17 protein-coding genes are annotated in these 18,990 nt (G+C 70.7%); 3 read left to right on the top strand and 14 right to left on the bottom strand.

Annotated elements, in window-relative coordinates; all coding sequences use genetic code 11:
- The 5 genes from PGN25_21015 to uraD form a co-directional block, all read right to left on the bottom strand.
- The gene (locus PGN25_21015; GenBank protein MEH3119993.1) at positions 1–1,095 is read right to left on the bottom strand and encodes an ABC transporter permease; all 1,095 of its coding nucleotides are present in this window, start codon (positions 1,093–1,095) and stop codon (positions 1–3) included.
- On the bottom strand, positions 1,085–2,785 hold the full coding sequence (locus tag PGN25_21020) for an ABC transporter ATP-binding protein (GenBank protein ID MEH3119994.1): 1,701 nt from the start codon (positions 2,783–2,785) through the stop codon (positions 1,085–1,087). Before PGN25_21020 ends, PGN25_21015 begins: the two co-directional genes overlap by 11 nt.
- Positions 2,785–4,149 (bottom strand): 8-oxoguanine deaminase, encoded by a 1,365-nt coding sequence (locus tag PGN25_21025; protein MEH3119995.1) that lies wholly within the window; start codon positions 4,147–4,149, stop codon positions 2,785–2,787. Before PGN25_21025 ends, PGN25_21020 begins: the two co-directional genes overlap by 1 nt.
- An 85-nt stretch (positions 4,150–4,234) precedes the next feature.
- Complete coding sequence (locus PGN25_21030) at positions 4,235–5,236, bottom strand: hypothetical protein (GenBank protein MEH3119996.1); 1,002 nt, start codon at positions 5,234–5,236, stop codon at positions 4,235–4,237.
- A 560-nt stretch (positions 5,237–5,796) separates the two neighbouring features.
- A complete protein-coding gene (gene uraD / locus PGN25_21035; GenBank protein MEH3119997.1) occupies positions 5,797–6,681 on the bottom strand; it encodes a 2-oxo-4-hydroxy-4-carboxy-5-ureidoimidazoline decarboxylase in 885 nt (294 codons plus the stop codon).
- Positions 6,682–6,983: 302 nt separating this feature from the next.
- Between uraD and PGN25_21040 the strand changes: the two genes are divergently transcribed.
- Entirely contained in the window at positions 6,984–8,390 is a 1,407-nt protein-coding gene (locus PGN25_21040) for a nucleobase:cation symporter-2 family protein (protein MEH3119998.1), read from the top strand.
- 87 nt (positions 8,391–8,477) lie between these two features.
- Here the strand turns inward: PGN25_21040 and PGN25_21045 are convergent, their stop codons facing one another.
- Positions 8,478–8,900: a MarR family transcriptional regulator gene (locus PGN25_21045; protein ID MEH3119999.1), complete on the bottom strand. Its 423-nt coding sequence runs from the start codon at positions 8,898–8,900 to the stop codon at positions 8,478–8,480.
- A gap of 219 nt (positions 8,901–9,119) precedes the next feature.
- Here PGN25_21045 and PGN25_21050 point away from each other — a divergent pair, with 219 nt between their 5' ends.
- On the top strand, positions 9,120–10,175 hold the full coding sequence (locus tag PGN25_21050; protein ID MEH3120000.1) for a substrate-binding domain-containing protein: 1,056 nt from the start codon (positions 9,120–9,122) through the stop codon (positions 10,173–10,175).
- Positions 10,176–10,907: 732 nt separating this feature from the next.
- Entirely contained in the window at positions 10,908–11,312 is a 405-nt protein-coding gene (locus PGN25_21055) for a response regulator (GenBank protein ID MEH3120001.1), read from the top strand.
- A gap of 323 nt (positions 11,313–11,635) precedes the next feature.
- Here PGN25_21055 and PGN25_21060 read toward each other — a convergent pair whose 3' ends face one another.
- The 8 genes from PGN25_21060 to PGN25_21095 form a co-directional block, all read right to left on the bottom strand.
- A complete protein-coding gene (locus PGN25_21060) occupies positions 11,636–12,097 on the bottom strand; it encodes a peptidylprolyl isomerase (GenBank protein ID MEH3120002.1) in 462 nt (153 codons plus the stop codon).
- A gap of 3 nt (positions 12,098–12,100) precedes the next feature.
- Positions 12,101–12,607 carry a hypothetical protein gene (locus PGN25_21065; GenBank protein MEH3120003.1) on the bottom strand — a complete coding sequence of 169 codons (507 nt, stop codon included), beginning with the start codon at positions 12,605–12,607 and terminating at the stop codon, positions 12,101–12,103.
- Between the two features lie 26 nt (positions 12,608–12,633).
- Entirely contained in the window at positions 12,634–13,176 is a 543-nt protein-coding gene (locus tag PGN25_21070; protein ID MEH3120004.1) for a peptidylprolyl isomerase, read from the bottom strand.
- The gene (coaD, locus tag PGN25_21075; protein ID MEH3120005.1) at positions 13,173–13,730 is read right to left on the bottom strand and encodes a pantetheine-phosphate adenylyltransferase; all 558 of its coding nucleotides are present in this window, start codon (positions 13,728–13,730) and stop codon (positions 13,173–13,175) included. Before coaD ends, PGN25_21070 begins: the two co-directional genes overlap by 4 nt.
- A 130-nt stretch (positions 13,731–13,860) precedes the next feature.
- Positions 13,861–16,584 carry a DNA gyrase subunit A gene (gene gyrA, locus PGN25_21080; protein MEH3120006.1) on the bottom strand — a complete coding sequence of 908 codons (2,724 nt, stop codon included), beginning with the start codon at positions 16,582–16,584 and terminating at the stop codon, positions 13,861–13,863.
- Between the two features lie 184 nt (positions 16,585–16,768).
- Entirely contained in the window at positions 16,769–17,398 is a 630-nt protein-coding gene (mobA, locus tag PGN25_21085; protein ID MEH3120007.1) for a molybdenum cofactor guanylyltransferase MobA, read from the bottom strand.
- Complete coding sequence (locus PGN25_21090; protein MEH3120008.1) at positions 17,395–18,549, bottom strand: Mrp/NBP35 family ATP-binding protein; 1,155 nt, start codon at positions 18,547–18,549, stop codon at positions 17,395–17,397. The genes mobA and PGN25_21090 overlap by 4 nt, the downstream gene beginning before the upstream one ends.
- 93 nt (positions 18,550–18,642) lie before the next feature.
- Positions 18,643–18,912 carry a hypothetical protein gene (locus PGN25_21095; GenBank protein MEH3120009.1) on the bottom strand — a complete coding sequence of 90 codons (270 nt, stop codon included), beginning with the start codon at positions 18,910–18,912 and terminating at the stop codon, positions 18,643–18,645.
- Positions 18,913–18,990: the final 78 nt, after the last annotated feature.

Consider the following 18,990-nt stretch of genomic DNA (forward strand, 5'->3'; position numbering starts at 1 on the left):
TCACCTTGGCTTCACCCTGGCGCTCGTACCGCCCGGCACGAGCCGGACGTGGTAGCGGGTCAGCACGTCGGCCCCGAGCACGAGGCCGAGGAGCAGCCCTTGAAAGGCCCGGGTCAGGTCGAGCGGCAGCTTCAGGTCGATCTGCGCGCCCTCGCCGCCGATCGTCGTCAGCGCGATCATGATCGCCGCGAGCAGGATGCCGGGCGGGCTGAGGCGGCCGAGGAAGGCGACGATGATCGCGGTGAAGCCGTAGCCCGGGGAGATCTCGGGCTGGAGCTGCCCGATCCGGCCGGCGACCTCGCAGATGCCGGCGAGCCCGGCGGCCCCGCCGGAGATCGCGAAGACCGAGAGCGTCAGCCGCGTGTCCGAGAAGCCGGCGAAGCGCGCCGCGCGCGGGCTCGCGCCGACCGCCCGCACCTCGAAGCCGAACAGGGTGCGCGCCAGGACGAGCGCCGCCGCCCCGATCGCGAGGAGGCCGAGGAGGACGCCCGCGTGGAGCGACTCGCCCTCCATCAGCAGGGGCAGCCGGGCCGCGTCGTCGAAGCCGACGCTCTGGGGGAAGTTGTAGCCCTGCGGATCGCGCAAGGGGCCGCGCACCATGTAGTCGAGCAGCAGTTGGGCGACGTAGACCAGCATCAGGCTGGTCAGGATCTCCGAGACCCCGAGCCGCACCCGCAGCAGCGCCGGGATCATCGCGTAGGCGATGCCGGCCCCCGCGCCGGCGAGCAGCATCGCGGGCAGGATCCAGACGGTGGCCCCCTGCGTGCCGTGCGCGGCGATCGCGACCCAGCCGCCGGCGAGGCCGCCGATCACGAACTGGCCCTCGGCCCCGATGTTCCAGAGGTTGGCGCGGTAGCAGAAGGCGAGCCCCGTCGCGATCAGCGCCAGCGGGGCGGCCTTCAGCGCCACCTCCTGAAGCGACCAAGCCTCGCTCAGGGGGGCGGCGAAGTAGGTGAGGAAGGCCTGCCCCGGGGGGACGCCGAGCGCGGCCACGGCCATCCCGCCGATCAGGACCGCGCCGAGGAAGGCGAGCGCGGGCGCGAGCAGGTCGAGCCAGGGCGACCGGCGCGCGCGGGGGAGAAGATCAAGGCGCACGATGCATTCCCTTCATCCCTTCCGCTTCCGTCCCATCCCGCTCACCGTTTTCCCGGCGCCCGGGAACAGGGCCGGTCCCGACGGCCGCCCGGTGCGCCTGCGCGGCGATCCGGTCCTCGGACGACCTCGGCGGCGCGCCGGCCTCCGGCTCGTCGGCGCCGCCCATCAGGAGTCCGACCGCCGCGCGACTGGTCGCGCCCGTCGCGACGGGCCGCGAGAGGGCGCCGGCATGCAGGACGGCGACGGCATCGGCGATCGCGAACAGCTCGTCGAGATCCTGGCTGATCACCAGCACCGCGCAGCCGCGCCCGGCGAGGTCGAGCACCGCCTGCCGGATGCGGGCGGCCGCCGCGGCATCGACGCCCCAGGTCGGCTGGTTGACGACGAGGAGTCCCGGCTCGGCCAGAATCTCGCGCCCGACCACGAACTTCTGCAGGTTGCCGCCCGAGAGCGTGCCGGCCGCCGGGTCGGGGCCGGCCCCGCGCACGTCGAAGGCCGCGATCACGCGCCAGGCGAGATCCCGCGCCGCGGCGCGCCGCAGCAGGCCGAACCGGGTGAGCGGGGCCGTGGCGTGGCGGGAGAGCAGCGCGTTCTCCGACAGGCTCATGGACGGGACGGCGGCGTGGCCGTTGCGCTCCTCGGGCACGAAGGCGGCGCCGAGCCGGCGCCGGGCGTTGATGCCGAGATGGCCGACCGGCCGCCCGTCGATGCGCACCGCGCCCGGCACCGGGGCCCGGCTCTCGCCGGAGAGGGCGTCGAACAGTTCGGCCTGCCCGTTGCCGGCGATCCCGGCGATGCCGAGGATCGCGCCGCCCGCGAGGGTCAGCGAGACGTCCCGCAGCGGCGTGGCGTGCAGGCCCGGCGCGGGCAGCGACAGGCGCTCGAGCACGAGGCGCTCCGCGGCGCCGGCGCGGGCCGGCTTCGGCCGCACCTCGCTCACCCCCGCGCCGACCATCATCGCGGCGAGCGAGCGGGCGGTCTCCCCGCGCGGGTCGCAGGTGCCGACGACGCGGCCCGCGCGCAGGATCGTGGCCCGGGTGCAGAGGCGGCGCACCTCGTCGAGCCGGTGCGAGATGTAGAGCAGCGCCCGGCCCTCGTCGCGCAGGCGCTCCAGCACCGCGAACAGCGCGTCCGCCTCGCCCGGCGTCAGCACCGAGGTCGGCTCGTCGAGGATCACGAGCTTCGGATCCTGGAGCAGGCAGCGCACGATCTCGATGCGCTGGCGCTCGCCCGCCGAGAGCGACCAGACCGGCCGGGCGGGATCGAGATGCAGGCCGTAATCCGCCCCAAGCCGGGCGATCCGCCCCGCGAGCGCCCGGCCGGTCAGCGCGGCGGGCATGACGAGGGCGATGTTCTCGGCCACCGTCAGGTTCTCGCACAGCGAGAAGTGCTGGAAGACCATGCCGATGCCGAGCGCCCGCGCGGCTTCCGGGTCGGACAGCCGCACGACGTCGCCCTGATGCGTGACGACGCCCTCCGTCGGCTCCAACAGGCCGTACAGGATCTTCATCAGGGTCGACTTGCCGGCGCCGTTCTCGCCGAGCAAGGCGTGGATCTCGCCGGCGCGGATCTCCAGATCGACATGGTCGTTGGCGGTGAAGTCGCCGAAGCGCTTGACGATGCCGTAGGCGCCGAAGAGCGGCGTCGACCCTTCCCGCGGGCCCTCCGGAGCGAGAGGCGCAGCACACATCACGCCGTTCCGAACAAGGCCCTTGCCAGCCGCGTGTGCTCCTCGCGCAAGCGCCCGGTCTCGATGCCGAGGGGCTGCCCGTCGATCACGCGCCAAGCCCCCGCGACCATCACCCGGTCCGCCCGGTGGGCGCCGCACAGCACCAGCGCGGCGAGCGGGTCGTGCGCGCCGGAGAAGCGCAGTTCGTCCAGGGTGAACAGCGCCAGATCCGCCTCGCGGCCGGGCTCGATCCGGCCGATGTCCGAGCGCCCGAGGCAGCGCGCCGAGCCCTCCGTCGCCCAGCGCAGGGCGTCGAGATGGCCGACGTCCTCGGCCCGGTAGGTGAGCCGCGCCAGCATCAGGGCGTGACGCACGCCCTCGATCAGGTTGGAGTTGTCGTTCGAGGCCGAGCCGTCGACGCCGAGGCCGACGGGCGAGCCCGCCGCCTCCAGCTCGCAGGTGCGGCAGCGGCCCGAGGCCAGCATCATGTTCGAGGTCGGGCAATGGCACACCCCGACGCCCGCCGCGCCGAGGCGGCGCACCTCGTCGTCGTCGAAGTGGATGCCGTGCGCGACCCAGGCCCGCGGCCCCATCCAGCCGACCTCTTCGAGGTAGTCGACCGGGCGCTGCCCGAACGCGCCGAGGCAGAAGGCGTTCTCGTCGAGCGTCTCGCCGAGATGGGTGTGCAGGCGGCAATCGTGGCGCTCGGCGAGCGCGGCGCTCTCGCGCATCAGCCGCTTGGTGACGTTGAAGGGCGAGCAGGGGGCGAGCCCGACCTGCACCATCGCGCCGGGCGCGGGGTCGTGGAACAGCGACAGCACCCGCTCGCTGTCGGCCAGGATGGTGTCGTCGTCCTGCACCAGGGTCTCGGGCGGCAGGCCGCCGTCCTTCTCCGACAGGCTCATCGAGCCGCGGGTGACGAAGGCGCGGATGCCCAGCGAGCGCGCCTCCTCGACCTGGATGTCGACGGCGTTCTCCAGGCCTTTCGGGAACAGATAGTGGTGGTCGCCGGCCGTGGTGCAGCCCGAGAGCAGCAGTTCGGTGTAGGCGAGCCGCGTCGCGAGCCGGAAGGCCTCCGGGGTCAGCCTGGGCCAGATGGTCGAGAGCGCCTTCAGCCAGGGAAACAGCGGCTTGTCGAGCGCGATCGGGTGGGCGCGGGTGAGCGTCTGGAAGAAGTGGTGATGCGTGTTGACGAGGCCGGGGATGACGACGTGGCGCGCGGCGTCGAAGGTCTCGTCGACCGGCGCCGCGGGCCGGGCGCCCGCAGGCACCCGTTCGGCGATGCGGGTTCCCTCGACGACGAGGCCGCCGCCGGCCCCCTCGGCGAGGATCGCCAGCGGGTCGCGGATCCAGAGGCGGCGGGGCTTCGCGCTCGATTGCATCATCCGGCTTCGCGTTCCTCTCGGTTCGACCCGTTCCTCGGGCCTGTCGGTTCGGGGCCCGGGTGGTTCCCGGGATCCGATCGGGTGGTCAGAAGACGTGGAAGGCGACGCCGGCGAGGAAGCTCTTCTCCTCGGTGCCCTTGAAGGTCGCCGTCTCCTGGTTGCCGAACTTGTTCAGCCAGTACTGGAAGCCGATGAACACATCGACCCTGTTGGGCTGGTCGTAGACGAGCTTGCCCAGATCGAGAACGAGGTTGGTGCGCGACAGGAATTCGAGACCCCGAGGCGGGTTGAACGCGTAGGCCGCCGGATTGTCGCTGATGCCGCGGCCCTTGGGCAGGACGATGTTGTTGAAGCCGGCCAGCGTCAGCGGCAGGCCGGTGAAGCTCAGCGGCAGGCTGTAGACGATCTCGAACTCGGGCACCGTATCGAAGCTCTGGTCGCGGTCGGGCTGCGTGTTGAAGCCGTTGCGGTTCCACTCCTTGTAGGCGTGCACCGACAGGTTCAGGAAGCCGGCCGGCACGTCGAAGGCGAAGTTCAGGCCGCCGACGACGTTGCGCTTCTTCGAGCCGAAGGCGTCGTTCTGCGAGTTGGCGTCGAAGCCGAAGGCGAGCGAGACCTCCTTGACGAGGCCCGGCAGCGTGAAGGCCTTGGTGCCGGTGAGCGCGTTCAGGCTGAGCGTGCCGCGGTAGAGGCCGTAGGCTTCGGTGTTGCCGTAATCGGCGAAGGTCGGAACGCCGCCGGGCGTGTTGGTGGTTCCGGCGGGAAACTGCGAGCCGGATTGCAGGATGTCGAGGGAGAAGAAGTTGGTGCCGTAGGCCCAGGCATCGGCGTGGGAGATGTTGAGGATGTGCTTGGGCGCCTCGCGCGAGCGGAAGCTGCCGTCCGGCTGCTGGATCTGGATGCCGGGGGTGACCGTCGGGAACTGGTAGCGGTAGCTGATCTGCGTGTCCGCGAAGAGGAAGAACGGAACTTCCTTGGCCACCACCTCCTCGGGCGCCTTGGCCTTCTTGTCCCCGAGATCCGCCGCGATGGCCGTCCCGACCGTGAAAAGCGACAGCGCGACCGCCGCAAGCCCCCGAACCGACATTCTTGTTCTCCCCGACCGTCCGTGCGGCCAGGCGGCAGCAATGCGGGTGCCAACGCAGAGCAGGCATCGGCCATCGGCGCCGGCGCGGCAGCATACGTCACAAATCCGCAACACTTTCACGACGGACCTGAAGCGATCGGCAATCTATGGCGGCCTCGAACCTTCGATCGATTCGGCTGAGTTCATGGTCCGATCCCCACTGCGATCGGATGATCGGGAAAAGACGCCATGGAGATCGCCTTCCCGCCGGTCATGCTGCGCATTCGATGGACAGGATGCCGGAGCGGTCTCGGTGCGATAGAACTTCGTGCGCACCGCGGAGTGCCCGACGAGGATGCCGCGCATCGGACACACGGTCTTCGCCCTGTCGGGAGCGCACCCTCGGCCGATTGCACGGGCGGACGCCGGGCTGGCGCGCCTTCATGCATCGAAAGAGCAGATCGGGCACGCTTTCCCGACGGCTGGAAGGTGGTGGCGGCCCATGTCGGGCGGCCCATGCCGGCATGATCGACGGCGATGTCGATCGGGCGTCGAGCGGCCCCTGACGCGCCGGCGACCGGTCAACTGCCGCGATAGGTCTGGTAGCTCCACGGCGTGGCGACGAGGGGCACGTGATAATGGCCCTCCGGCTCGCTCACGCCGAAGCGCAGCGGGACGATGTCGAGGAAGGGCGGATCGGGCAGGTCGATCCCGAGGCGGCGGTGGTAATCGCCGAGGCGGACGCGCAGTTCGTAGGTCGCCGCCGGCACGGGCCGCCCGTGGATCAGCGGCGCGTCGGTGCGCCCGTCCGCGTTGGTGACCGCCCGGGCGATGCAGGCCGCCTCGGAGTCGGAGACGATCTCGAACAACGCCACCGCCACCCCCGCGGCGGGCCGGCCCAGGGCCGTGTCGAGCACATGCGTCGAGATCCGGCCGGTGGTGCGCAGGCCACCCTCTCCGCTCACCAGGGCGTTCAGGCGGATCGCGGCGATGCGCATCACCTCGGCCTCGGCCACGCGCCGCTCGACCTCGGGCGTCGAGCCGAGCCGCCGCTCGAAGGTGGCGAGCAGCGAGGCGCGCCCGTGCCGCTTGACGCACAGGATGAAGGGGATCCCGAATGTTTCCCGATAGGCCGCGTTCAGCCGCTCGAAGCGCGCGAACTCGGCCTCCGACAGCCGGTCGAGGCCCGCGGCCGCCTGCTCGGCGATCGAGTCGGGCGCGATCCGCCCCGCCCGTGCCGCCCGCCCGGCGAGTTCGGGATGCCCGGCGAGCAGCGCGATCCGCCGCGCCTCGTCCGCCCCCTCGACGGCGGCGCGCATCGCCGCGAACAGGGCCTCGACGGTGGGGTAGGGGCGCCCCGCCGCGGCGCCTTCCGCGACCCAGGGCGCGTGCTCGAACACGGCGCCGAGCGCCGCGACGAAATCCGCCGGCGGCGCGGCGTTGAGGGCGGAAAGGGTCACGGTCATCGTGCGCTCGTCGGCCAGGTTCCGCCCCGATCCGGCGGCGGACGAAGATGACCTTAGAGCATCGTCCTGGCTATCGGATCCAGGACGAGGCTCCCGGTTTTCGATCGTGCATCGTCTTTTCGGACGAGCCGGCCGCCACCTTTCGGGACGATGCTCCGGCAGGCGGCGGGCCCGGGCATCGATCCGCGCGGCGCCGAGCGCCGCGGACGGCAGCAGGCGCCCTTGAGCTCTGGCACACGCCTTGCCCACCGGCTTCGATCCGGACGAGGCGCGCTCCGGGAGAGGGCAGGAGAAGACCGCGCATGGATGGGCGTGCAGCGAGCGCGGCATCGGCCGCGCCTGAGGAGCCGGTGCCGCTCGGGCCGCCGCGGGCGGCGAGGGAAAACGTTCGCCCGCTCGCCCTCGGCCTGCTCGGGCTCCAGCACGTGCTCGTGATGTATGCGGGCGCCGTGGCGGTGCCGCTGATCGTCGGGCGCGCCCTCGGGCTGTCGCCGGAGGAGATCGCGATCCTCGTCAGCGCGGACCTGTTCGCCTGCGGCCTCGCCACCCTGATCCAGAGCTGGGGCCTGCCGGGCATCGGCATCCGCATGCCGGTGATGATGGGCGTGACCTTCGCCTCCGTGACGCCGATGATCGCCATCGGCACGAACCCGGCGCTCGGCCTGACGACGATCTACGGCTCGGTCATCGTCGCCGGCCTGTTCGGCCTCCTCGCCGCGCCGCTGATCGGGCGGCTCCTGCCGCTGTTCCCGCCGGTCGTCACCGGCACGATCATCCTGGTGATCGGCATCTCGCTGATGCGGGTCGGCGTGAACTGGGCGGCGGGCGGCCTCGGCAACCCGAATTACGGCGCGCCGCTTTATCTCGGCATCAGCGCCCTCGTCCTCCTCGCGATCCTCGCCATCACCCGCTTCACCACCGGCTTCGTTTCCTCGGCCTCGGTCCTGATCGGCATCGTGCTGGGCATGCTCGTCGCCGCGCCGTTCGGCCTCGTCGACCTGTCGAAGGCCGCCGCCGCCCCCTGGCTCGACGCGGTCAGGCCGTTCCACTTCGGCCGGCCCACCTTCGATCCCGTCTCGGCGACGACGCTGTGCATCGTGATGATCGTGGTGATGATCGAGTCGACCGGCATGTTCCTGGCGCTCTCCGCCATCACCGCCGATCCGGTCGACGAGGCGCGGCTGACCCGGGGCCTGCGCGCGGACGGGCTCGGCACGCTGCTCGGCGGCGTGTTCAACACCTTCCCCTACACCTCGTTCTCGCAGAACGTCGGCCTCGTCGGGGTCACCGGCGTGCGCTCGCGCCGCGTCACCGTGGTCGGCGGCGCCGTCATGCTGGCGCTCGGCCTGATCCCGAAGCTCGCCGCCCTGGTCGAGGCGGTGCCGCCATGCGTGCTCGGCGGAGCCGGCCTCGTGATGTTCGGCATGGTGGGCGCGACGGGCGTGCGCATCCTCGGCGCGGTCGATTTCTCGGGCAACCGCAACAACCTGTTCATCGTCGCGGTCGCGGTCGGCTTCGGCATGATCCCGCTCGTGGCGCCGGCCTTCTTCAGGCAGATGCCGGCCGCGCTGCACCCGCTGCTCGAATCGGGCATCCTGCTCGCGGCGATCGCGGCGGTGCCGCTCAACCTGTTCTTCAACGGCCTCGGCAGCGCGGCCGAGGCGCGCGACGCGGCCCTGCGTCAGGCCCGAACGGCGGACGCGCATTGACGCCGCGCCGCCCCTCACGCCGATCCGGAGGCGAGCATGCCGCTGACGTCATCGCGATCCGGCAAGGGCCGCGGTGAAGAAAACGGGTCAAAGGCCGAATTTTTTCAGCAACGCCGTGAATTCGGTCACTTTCGCAGCGCTCAGGCGTTCGACGAGTCTCTCCTGCTGATCGTCGAGCATTTTCCGATGCCGGGCATACAGGGCTTTCCCCTTGCCGCTCAGGAAGATCAGCACCTTGCGGCGGTCCTTCGGATCGGGTGCTCGGTAGACCATGGCATCGGCGACCATGCGATCGATGATCTTCGTCAAGGTCGCCGGGTCCACGAACACGACGGAGGCCAGGTCGCGCATGGGGCGTCCATCGGCGGAGGACAGCGCATTGATGACCCTGAACTGCTCGATGGCCAGACCATCCGGACGCAGGCCTTCCTCCAACTGCTCTTCCAACTGACGATTGACGCTTGCGATCAGGTAGGCGAGCTGGTCTTCCATGCGGTCGAACTGAGGCACGCTCCGCATCCTTGCATCCGATTGCCGATCCGGTTTATTGTAAATCGAGATATCTGGAATTTCAATGTCCGGGCTCGTTCTTGGGCACCGACTGCCTATCTGTTGAGCACATATCGTGGGGCGCGGTTCTTGCGTACCTTGATCCCAGCCGCGATCCGGGGAGCCATCGCGCCCGGACGTGGATGCAGATACGATTTCTGCGCCGGGCGATGACGGACTATGCGAACGCGTCCTCTCAAGCTTGGACTCCTGGTCTCCAGGGAAGGTCCCCTGGGAATCTGGGCTCCCTCCTGCGACGCCTCGGCCCTTCTCGCGGTGGCCGAACTCAACGCGGCGGGCGGCCTGCTCGGGCAGCCGATCGAGCTCGTGGTCGCCGATGCCGGGCCGACCCATGCGAGCGCCGCCGAAGGGGCCGCCACGCTGATCGATCTCGACGGCGTTGCGGCGATCGTCACGATGGTCGAGAGTTCGGCACGCCGTGTCCTCCTGAACCGGATCGGCGGCCGCATACCGGTGGTTTACACACCCCAGTTCGAGGGGGGCGAAACCGATGCGACCGCCCTGACGATCGGCGAGACGACCGCCGGCCTCGTCGCGCGCGGGCTCGAATGGCTCATGTGTCACAAGCGGGCGACCCGCTTCTACCTCATCGGCAGCGACTATCTTTGGCCGCGTCGGTCGATTCTCCTGGCGCGCCTTCAAATCGCGGCGCGGGGCGGCAGCGTCATCGGCGAATCCATCGTTCCATACGGACACGAGAACTATGAGCGCGTCGTCGAGACGATCGGCCGCGCGCGCCCGGACGTGGTGATCTTCTGGCTCGCGGGTCACGAGTCGATCATGTTCAACCGGACGTTCGCCGCGCGCGGACTGGGCTCGAAGATCCTGCGTTTCTGTACGGCCGTGGAGGAAACGATCCTGTACGCAACCGGCCCGGACTGCACCGAGAACCTGTTCGTGGCCTCGTCCTACTTTGCCAATCTCCGTTCACGGAACAATGACGCTTTCCTCGAGCGGTATCATCAGGCGTTCGGCGCATCGCCCCCGCCCGCGAACGGCTTCGGCCAATCGCTCTACGAGGGCGTCCATTGCCTGAGCGGCCTCGCCGAGGCGGCGGGCAGCCTTCGTCCGGCGGAACTGCGCCGACGCGTCGGCCAAGCCGCCCAGCACAGGACGGCGCGCGGCAACGAACCCCGGATCGCCGCCGGTCGAACCTCCCATCCCGTCCATGTCGCCGTCGCCGACGAATGCGACTTCCGAATCCTCACGGACTGACGGGCGGCCGGGATGCCGCGCGTCGGGTTCCGGCCGGGCCGGCACGGCCGGCGAGGTCCGGACCGATACCGCCGACCGCGCGCGAAGGCCAGCGAGGCCCCATTCAGCGGTCCGCTCTGGATCCCGACAAGGACCGTCCATAGAGAACCGCATGGAATCGCGGCGGAATGCCGTGAGGCGGACATCGTGAAAGTCCGCGGGGGGGGCGAAAGAGACGGCGGAGCGCCTGCGCGGACCGCCCTCGTGGATCCGGTGCAGCGCCCCGAGCGCCAGCCCGCCGATGCCGAAGGGCAGGGTTGCGTGGGCCTCGGGCCCGACCTCGGTCCGGGTCGAATCCGTCGGCCGGCGCCTCTTCCTTCACCGGAAGCCGGCGCCGCCGTTCGGGACGAGGCTCCCCGGTGTCGGCACGTCGAGGGAGCGGGGAGGGGGCGTGGTTTGGGGAGCGAGTCTCGTTCCGGCCACGGTCTTGACGCCCGAATCGGCGGGACGTGAGCCGTATCAGCCCTGCACGCATCGCGGGCAGAATCGGTTTGCCCCGGCGAAAACCGCATGCACCTCTCCGGCACTGCAATAAATCCCCGTGCTGTTGCCGTTGAACGACAGACGTTTGCCCCCACCGTTCTATCGTGTTGCCTGCCGGGGACTTTGCCGGAGGATGTCGCGCGGGACGCACGGGCCGTGCCACGCCGCGCGGGCTCTCGAAGATGTGCCAGGGTTCATGAGTGACGGGTCATGAGCGACACACGACCCACGGGCCGCCGGCCCGTCATCCTCCTCGTCGAGGACGAGCCGGACGAGCGCTTCCTCGCGGCCGAGCTGCTGGAAGAGAAGGGCTTCGAGGTGATCGAGGCCGAGACGGCCGAGCGCGCCCTCGACATCCTGCACCAGCGTGGCGACGGGATCGACGTGGTGTTTTCCGACGTGCGCACGCCGGGCACGATCGGCGGGTTCGAACTGGCGCGGATCATCGGCGTGACCTGGCCGCGCATCCGCCTGCTGCTGACCTCGGGCGATGCGGGCGACCAGCCGAGCGACCTGCGCGTCACCGCGACCTTCATGCCCAAGCCCTGGCGGGCACCGGAGATCCTGACGTGGCTGGAGGAGGCCGCAGGGCTCAGGGAGTCGCCGGAGGGGTGATACGGTTTCCGCTTGATGAAAGCGGAAACCGTATCGGCAAGCCCGCGCGGCGCTTGAGCGACGCCGACATCCGCCATCCCGAAGGGATCCAACCGGATGTCGTATGAGCCGCCGCATCATCCCGCTCCCCTCCGCGGGAGAGGGGAGCGCCGCTTCCGGAAAGACCTGAGCCGACCCCGCTCCCGCCTGCTCCGCAGGCACTCTCCCCCACCCGAGTCGGGCCTGCCCGCCTTGAACCTGCCCGACCTGGACCTGCCCGCCTTGGGCAGATCCTTGCGGATCCCGGGCAGGCCCGCGATCCGTGGGGAGAGGGTTCATTCGGCTTACGCCGCGGCGACGGTCGCCTTCACGATCCGGTCGGGATCGCGCACGGGCTCGCCGCGCTTGATCGTGTCGACCACCTCCATGCCCTCGATCACCTTGCCCCACACCGTGTACTGGCGGTCGAGGAAGCGGGCGTCGGCGAAGCAGATGAAGAACTGCGAGTTCGCCGAGTGCGGGAAGTTGGTGCGCGCCATCGAGCAGGTGCCGCGCACGTGCGGCTCGGCGTTGAACTCGGCGTTGAGGTCGGGCAGCTCCGAGCCGCCGGAGCCGGTGCCGGTCGGGTCGCCGGTCTGGGCCATGAAGCCGTCGATGACGCGGTGGAACGGCACGCCGTCGTAGAAGCCCTGGCCCGCCAGCGTCTTGATCCGCTCGACGTGGTTGGGGGCGAGATCGGGGCGCAGCGCGATGACGACGCGGCCCTTGGTGGTCTCCAGGACGATGGTCTCGTTCGTCTCTGCCATGGCTTAGATTCCCTGTCCTCTGGGTCCGTCGTAGATGAAGCGCAGCGCCAGGGGGCGCCCCGCAATGGCTCCGCCGAGGGCCGGCGTGAGCCGGACCGGGGTGCAGCGGGCGAGCGCGTCGAGCGTCGCCCGCACCAGGATCTCCCGGGCCCTCGCAGCGCCCGGCGTCTTGTCGAACGACGTCTTGGCGAACGACGTCTTGGCAAAGGTCTTGGCGAAGGTGATCCGCGGCGTGCCGATCACCGAGCCGTCCCGGCGCAGCGACAGGCGCGCCGTGATCTCCGCGCGCTCGAACCGGCCCAGGCCCTCGGGCACCCTCCAGCAGGCGGCGAGCGCCGGATAGAGCGCCTTCAGGGTATCGGCCGGGGGCGGCCCCGTCTCCCCCGCGGGCAGCGGCACGGGCTGCGTGCCCCGCAAGGTCCGGGGCAGGGTGCGCCAGGGTTCAATGCCCCCGAACGCATCCGCCCCGCCCGGTGCGAGCAGGGCGAGGCCCGCCGCGAGGAGGCCCATCCTGCTTCGCGATGGACGCCGGGCCGCTATCGGCCGCCTCCGGCGAGCGTCATCCTCACGATCTTGTCGGGGTCCTGCACCGCGCCGTTATTGGCCTTGGAGCCCTTCTTGATCTTGTCGACCACGTCCATCCCGGAAGTGACGACGCCGACCACGGTGTAGTTGTTGTTCAGGAAGTCCGCGTCGCCCGTGCAGATGAAGAACTGCGAATTGGCCGAGTTCGGATCGCCCGAGCGGGCCATGCCGACGGTGCCGCGCTTGAACGGGGCGGAGGAGAACTCGGCGGGGATGTTGGGCAGGCTGGAGCCGCCGGTGCCGTTGCCCTTGGGATCACCGGTCTGGGCCATGAAACCGTCGATGACGCGGTGGAACTTCAGGCCGTCGTAGAAGCCCTGGGCGATCAGCGTCTTGAGCTGCTTGACGTGCTTCGGCGCGATCTCGGGGCGCAGCTCGATCGTGACCCGCCCGTCCTTGGTGTCGAGCGTGACGGTGTTCTCGCCGGCCCGCGCGGGAGCGGCGAACAGGGCCGCGGACAGGGCGAGACCGAGGACGGCGTGGCGGCGATTCATGCGGGCTTGGGCTCCGTGGTCGAAGTTTGGGTGGGGGCTCGGAAGGAGGCCTGGGGTTTCGCGAAGCGGGCGGCGAGCCGCACGGCGACGAGGCGGGGCACGAAGGGCGAGACGTCGCCGCCCATCGCCGCGATCTGGCGCACCAGGGTCGCGGTGATCGGCCGCACGCCGGTGGAGGCGGGCAGGAACACGGTCTGGACCTCGGGCGCCATCGCGCCGTTCATGCCGGCGAGCTGCATCTCGTAATCGAGATCGGTGCCGTCGCGCAGGCCGCGGATGAACAGGCTGGCGCCGCAGCGCCGGGCGGCCGAGACGGCGAGGTCGTCGAAGGTGACGACGTCGAGGCTCGCGCCCTCCGCCGCGGCGAGCGGCCCGCAGGTCTCGCGCAGCAGGGCGGCGCGCTCCTCGGCCGGGAACAGCGGCGCCTTGCCCGGATGCACGCCGATGGCGAGCACCAGCCGCGGCACGAGCCGGCAGGCCTGCCGCACCACGTCGAGGTGGCCGTTGGTGACCGGGTCGAAGGAACCGGCATAGAGGGCGGTGCGGATGGTCACGGGAACGGCCCTAGAGCATTTTTCCCGCGAACGGAACCCGACCGATCCTCTGCCGAGTCCTTGCGCTTCGTCGTTCCGGGGCCGCGCGGCGGAACCCGGAACGACGGGGGACGCGGGATCGGTCCACGCCTCAGGCCGCCTCCTCGCCGCCCTCTTCCTCACCCTCGATATGCTCCACCGAGACCACGCGCTCGGCCTTGTCGGTGTTGAACACCGTGACGCCCTGCGAGGCGCGGCCGACGATGCGGATGTCGTCCACCGGCACGCGGATGAGCTGGCCGGCATTGGTGACCAGCATGATCTGGTCGGAGGCCTCGACGGGGAAGGAGGCGACGAGGTTGCCGTTGCGGGCGTTGACCCGCATCGCGGTGATGCCTTTGCCGCCGCGGCCCGAGGTGCGGTACTCGTAGGAGGACGAGCGCTTGCCGAAGCCCCGCTCGGACAGCGTCAGCACGTACTGCTCGGCGGCGCCCATCGCGCTGTAGCGCTCCTGCGAGATCGCGGCCTCGGCGGTGCCCTCCTCGGCCTCGCCCGGCTCGGTCTCGCCTTCGCCCGCATCGCCGATGACGGCGCGGCGCATCTTCAGGTAGCCCGCGCGCTCCTCCGGCGCGGCGTCGAAGGCGTTGAGGATCGCCATCGAGATCACCCGGTCGTCCTTGGCGAGCGCGATGCCGCGCACGCCGGTCGAGTCGCGGCCCTTGAAGACGCGCACGTCCTCGACGGGGAAGCGGATGCACTGGCCGAGCGCGGTGGTCAGCAGCACGTTCTGGTCCGGCCGGCAGATCTCGACATGGACGATGTGATCGCCCGGATCGAGCTTCATCGCGATCTTGCCGTTGCGGTTGACCGTGGTGAAGTCCGACAGCTTGTTGCGGCGGACGCTGCCGCTGGCGGTCGCGAACATCACGTCGAGGGTGTCCCAGGACGCCTCGTCCTCGGGCAGCGGCATGATGGTGGAGATGCGCTCGCCCTCGTTCTGCAGGTGCAGGATGTTGACGAGCGCCTTGCCCCGCGCGTTCGGGGCGGCGACCGGCAGGCGCCAGACCTTCTCCTTGTAGGCCTGTCCCTGGTCGGAGAAGAACAGCACCGGCGTGTGCGTGCTCGCCACGAACAGCCGCGTGACGAAGTCCTCGTCGCGGGTGGCCATGCCGGCCCGGCCCTTGCCGCCGCGCTTCTGCGCCCGGTAGGTCGAGAGCGGCACCCGCTTGACGTAGCCGGCATGGGACACGGTCACGACCATGTCCTCGCGGGCGATCAGATCCTCGTCCTCGACGCTGAAGTCGGAATCGACGATCTCGGTCTTGCGCGGGGTGGCGAAGAGTGCGCGCACCTCGGCCAGCTCGTCCTTGACGATCGCCTGGATGCGGGCGCGCGAGCGCAGGATGTCGAGGTAATCGGCGATTTCTTCCGCCAGCTTCTTCAATTCGTCGCCGATCTCGTCGCGGCCGAGCGCCGTCAGGCGTTGCAGGCGCAAGTCGAGGATGGCGCGGGCCTGGGTCTCGGACAGGCGGTAGGTGCCGTCGTCGGCCACCCGGTGGCGCGGGTCGTCCACCAGCGCGATCAGCGAGGCGATGTCGTGCGCCGGCCAGTCGCGGGCCATCAGCGCCTCGCGGGCGGTGTTCGGGTCCGGCGAGGTGCGGATCAGGCGGATCACCTCGTCGATGTTGGCGACCGCGATGGCGAGGCCGCACAGCACGTGGGCGCGCTCGCGCGCCTTGTTCAGGAGGAACTTGGTGCGCCGGGAGACGACCTCTTCGCGAAAATCGTTGAAGGCCCGGAGCAGGTCCTTCAGGTTCATCAGTTCGGGGCGCCCGCCGTTGAGCGCGACCATGTTGGCGCCGAACGAGGTCTGGAGCGGGGTGTAGCGGTAGAGTTGGTTCAGCACGACGTCGGCCATCGCGTCGCGCTTGATCTCGACCACGATGCGCATGCCGTCGCGGTCGGATTCGTCGCGCAGGTCCGAGATGCCCTCGACGCGCTTGTCCTTCACCAGCTCGGCGATCTTCTCGATCAGCGTCGCCTTGTTCACCTGGTACGGGATCTCGGTGAAGATCAGCGCCTCGCGCTCCTTGCGCAGTTCCTCGACATGCGAGCGGGCGCGCATGATGATCGAGCCGCGGCCGGTATTGTAGGCCTGCCGCGTGCCGGCGCGGCCGAGGATCAGGCCGCCGGTGGGGAAATCGGGGCCCGGGACGATCTCGTTGAGCGCCTCGATGGTCATCCCCGGATCGTCGATCAGCGCGACGCAGGCATCGACCAGTTCGCCGAGATTGTGCGGCGGGATGTTGGTGGCCATGCCGACCGCGATGCCGCCCGCGCCGTTGACCAGCAGGTTCGGGAAGCGCGCCGGGAGGACCGTCGGCTCCTCGCGGGAATCGTCGTAGTTCGACTGGAAATCGACGGTGTTCTTGTCGATGTCGGTGAGCAGCGAGATCGCCGGCCGGGCGAGCCGCGACTCGGTGTAGCGCATGGCCGCCGGCGGATCGCCGTCGACCGAGCCGAAATTGCCCTGCCCGTCGATGAGCATCAGGCGCATGGAAAAATCCTGCGCCATCCGCACGAGGGCGTCGTAGATCGATTGGTCGCCGTGCGGGTGGTACTGACCGATCACGTCGCCGACGATGCGGGCCGACTTGACGTATTTGCGCTCCGGCAGGTGTCCGGATTCGAAGGCCGAGTAGAGGATGCGCCGGTGCACGGGTTTCAGGCCGTCGCGCGCATCGGGCAGCGCGCGGCTCACGATCACGCTCATGGCGTAATCGAGATACGAACGGCGCATCTCGTCGGTGATGGAGACGGGCTTGATGTCGGTCGCGGGCGGGGGGGCGCCGGTCGCGTCGTTGTCGTCTGCCAACGTCGTTCTCTCGATCTTCTGTTCGGTCGCCCGCCGCAAGGAGGCGCCGGGGGAGACGGAAGGGCTATCGCGGGGCGGCCGCTCCGATCCGCCGACCAAAGGCCGTCGTTTCAGTTGCTGAAATATGAATGACGGCCCGCGCGCACAACATCCGCGGGCCCGCGATCCGCGCTTTGCCGCGGCCTCACGCCCCGGCCGCCAGCAGCGCCTCGGCGGCGGCCAGGTCCTCCGGCGCGTTGAGGTTGAGGAAGGGATCGACCGGCTCCGCCGGCCAGGAGGCGACGGCCGCCCCGTGCCGCTCGATGAAGCCGCCGACGCGCCGCCCGCCGCGGGCGAGCCAGCCGCGCAGGTCGTCGCGCAGGCCGACCGGCCAGAGCGCGCTGGTGAAGTGACGCCGCTCGCCCGAGGCCGCCAGCGCGATGGGCTTCCGCTCCGTCCCGGCGGCCGAGACGAGGCGCGCCACGAAGTCGTGCGGCAGGAACGGCGCGTCGCCGGGCGCGCTCGCGACATGGGTCACGCCCGGCAGCGCCGCGGCCGCCTCCAGCCCGGCCAGGATGCCGGCGAGCGGCCCCGGATGGTCCGGGATCGGATCGGGCAGGACGACGCCCGAAAACACGGCGCGAAAACGGGCCGGGTCGCCGTTGGCGCTCAGCACGAGGCCGCCCCCGCATTGCGGGCCCAGGCGCTCGGCGACGCGCTCCAGCAGGGTGCGTCCGGCGAGGCGGCGCAGGGGCTTGTCGCCCCCGCCCATCCGCCGCGACAGGCCGCCGGCCAGAATGACTCCGAAAACCGTCAGGCCGAGGACCGGGCTCACTCGATGACGATCTTCGGCGCCGCCCGGCCCGCGGGCGCGCCGACGAGGTTGCCCCACAGCTTGCCCGCGATGTCGCGGTAGACCCCGGCCTGCGGCCCGTCCGGATCGGTCGCGACCACGGGGCGGCCGGCATCCGAGGTCTCGCGGATCGCCATGGTGAGCGGGATCTCGCCGAGGAAGGGCACGCCCAGGCGCTGCGCCTCCTGGCGGGCGCCGCCATGGCCGAAGATCGCCGAGGCCGCGCCGCAAGTCGGGCAGATGAAGGTCGCCATGTTCTCGATCACGCCGAGGATCGGCACCGAGACCTTGCGGAACATGGTCACGCCGCGGCGCGCGTCGATCAGCGCCAGATCCTGCGGGGTCGAGACGATCACCGCGCCCGAGAGCGGCGTCGCCTGGGCCATGGTGAGCTGGGCGTCGCCGGTGCCGGGGGGCATGTCGACCACGAGCACGTCGAGTTCGCCCCAGGCCACGTCGCGCAGCATCTGGGTGATCGCCGACTGGACCATCGGCCCGCGCCAGATCATCGCCGATTCCGGCTCGATCAGGAAGCCGATCGACATCGCCTTCAGCCCGTAGGCCTGCATCGGCTCCAGCACCTTGCCCTCGATCACCCGCGGCTTGCCGGAGAGGCCCAGGAGCTTGGGCACCGAGGGGCCGTAGATGTCGGCATCGAGCAGGCCGACCCGCAGCCCCTGCGCGCTCAGGGCCAGGGCGAGGTTGCAGGCGGTGGTCGACTTGCCGACGCCGCCCTTGCCGGAGGCCACCGCCACGATGTGGCGCACGCCCGGCAAAGCGTTGCCCTGGGCGTCGCCCTGGCGCGGCGGGGCGGCCGGACCGCCGGACCGGCGCGGCGCGCCAGGAGCGGGGCCGGGGGTGGCGGGGCCGGGGGTGGCGGGCCCGCGCTCGGCGGTGAGGCTCGCCAGCACGCTCGACACCCCCGGAATCGCCAGAACGCGGCCTTCCGCCTCGCGGCGCACCGGCTCGAAGCGCTCGGCCTCGCTCGGATCGATCAGGATCGAGAACATCACCCGGTCGCCCGGGTCGATCACGACCTGCGAGAGCCGGCCGGAGCCGGGCAGGGTGGTGCCGCCGCGATCGACCGTCACGGTCGAGAGCGCCTTCAGCACGTCGTCGCGGGTGATGGCCAAGACGCGAAGCTCCATCGGGCGCCGGGGCGGGGTCGAGCCCGCTCCCGTCCATCTAACCGCCCCCGCGCGAAACGCCAGTCCGGGGAAACCTTCTCAGCGCCGCCCCGGCGGAACGGCGATCAGGTTGCACGTCTCCATCGGCCCGCGCACGACCGAGCCGTCGCCGCGCCGATAGAACCCGCGGCGCACATGCCGGCAGCCGACGGGCCCGCGCAGCCGCTTCACCCGCTCGATATGGACGCTGCGATAGCGGCGGTTCGAGAAATCGTGGCCGCCGATGCGCACGCCGGGGCCGAACCGCACCTCGGCGGCGGCCGGCCCGAGGCCCGCGATCAACAGCGCCGCCAGCAGCGCGACCCTCATCCCCATCTCCGCGCGCACCTCCCCAACAGGGCCCTGAACCAAGACCGGCCTCGCTCGTTGTCGAGGCAATCGCCGGAC

The sequence above is a fragment of the Methylorubrum populi genome, assembly GCA_036946625.1.
In the GTDB taxonomy this organism is placed as follows: domain Bacteria; phylum Pseudomonadota; class Alphaproteobacteria; order Rhizobiales; family Beijerinckiaceae; genus Methylobacterium; species Methylobacterium populi_C.

Excerpts from the sequence above, each read along its gene's own strand:
- PGN25_21070 (MEH3120004.1), bottom strand. The coding sequence starts at position 13,176 with ATGAATCGCCGCCACGCCGTCCTCGGTCTCGCCCTGTCCGCGGCCCTG.
- PGN25_21050 (MEH3120000.1), top strand. The coding sequence starts at position 9,120 with ATGCGAACGCGTCCTCTCAAGCTTGGACTCCTGGTCTCCAGGGAAGGT.
- PGN25_21025 (MEH3119995.1), bottom strand. The coding sequence starts at position 4,149 with ATGATGCAATCGAGCGCGAAGCCCCGCCGCCTCTGGATCCGCGACCCG.
- PGN25_21065 (MEH3120003.1), bottom strand. The coding sequence starts at position 12,607 with ATGGGCCTCCTCGCGGCGGGCCTCGCCCTGCTCGCACCGGGCGGGGCG.
- PGN25_21040 (MEH3119998.1), top strand. The coding sequence starts at position 6,984 with ATGGATGGGCGTGCAGCGAGCGCGGCATCGGCCGCGCCTGAGGAGCCG.
- PGN25_21030 (MEH3119996.1), bottom strand. The coding sequence starts at position 5,236 with ATGTCGGTTCGGGGGCTTGCGGCGGTCGCGCTGTCGCTTTTCACGGTC.
- uraD (MEH3119997.1), bottom strand. The coding sequence starts at position 6,681 with ATGACCGTGACCCTTTCCGCCCTCAACGCCGCGCCGCCGGCGGATTTC.
- PGN25_21020 (MEH3119994.1), bottom strand. The coding sequence starts at position 2,785 with ATGTGTGCTGCGCCTCTCGCTCCGGAGGGCCCGCGGGAAGGGTCGACG.
- PGN25_21060 (MEH3120002.1), bottom strand. The coding sequence starts at position 12,097 with ATGGCAGAGACGAACGAGACCATCGTCCTGGAGACCACCAAGGGCCGC.
- PGN25_21095 (MEH3120009.1), bottom strand. The coding sequence starts at position 18,912 with ATGAGGGTCGCGCTGCTGGCGGCGCTGTTGATCGCGGGCCTCGGGCCG.
- PGN25_21055 (MEH3120001.1), top strand. The coding sequence starts at position 10,908 with ATGAGCGACACACGACCCACGGGCCGCCGGCCCGTCATCCTCCTCGTC.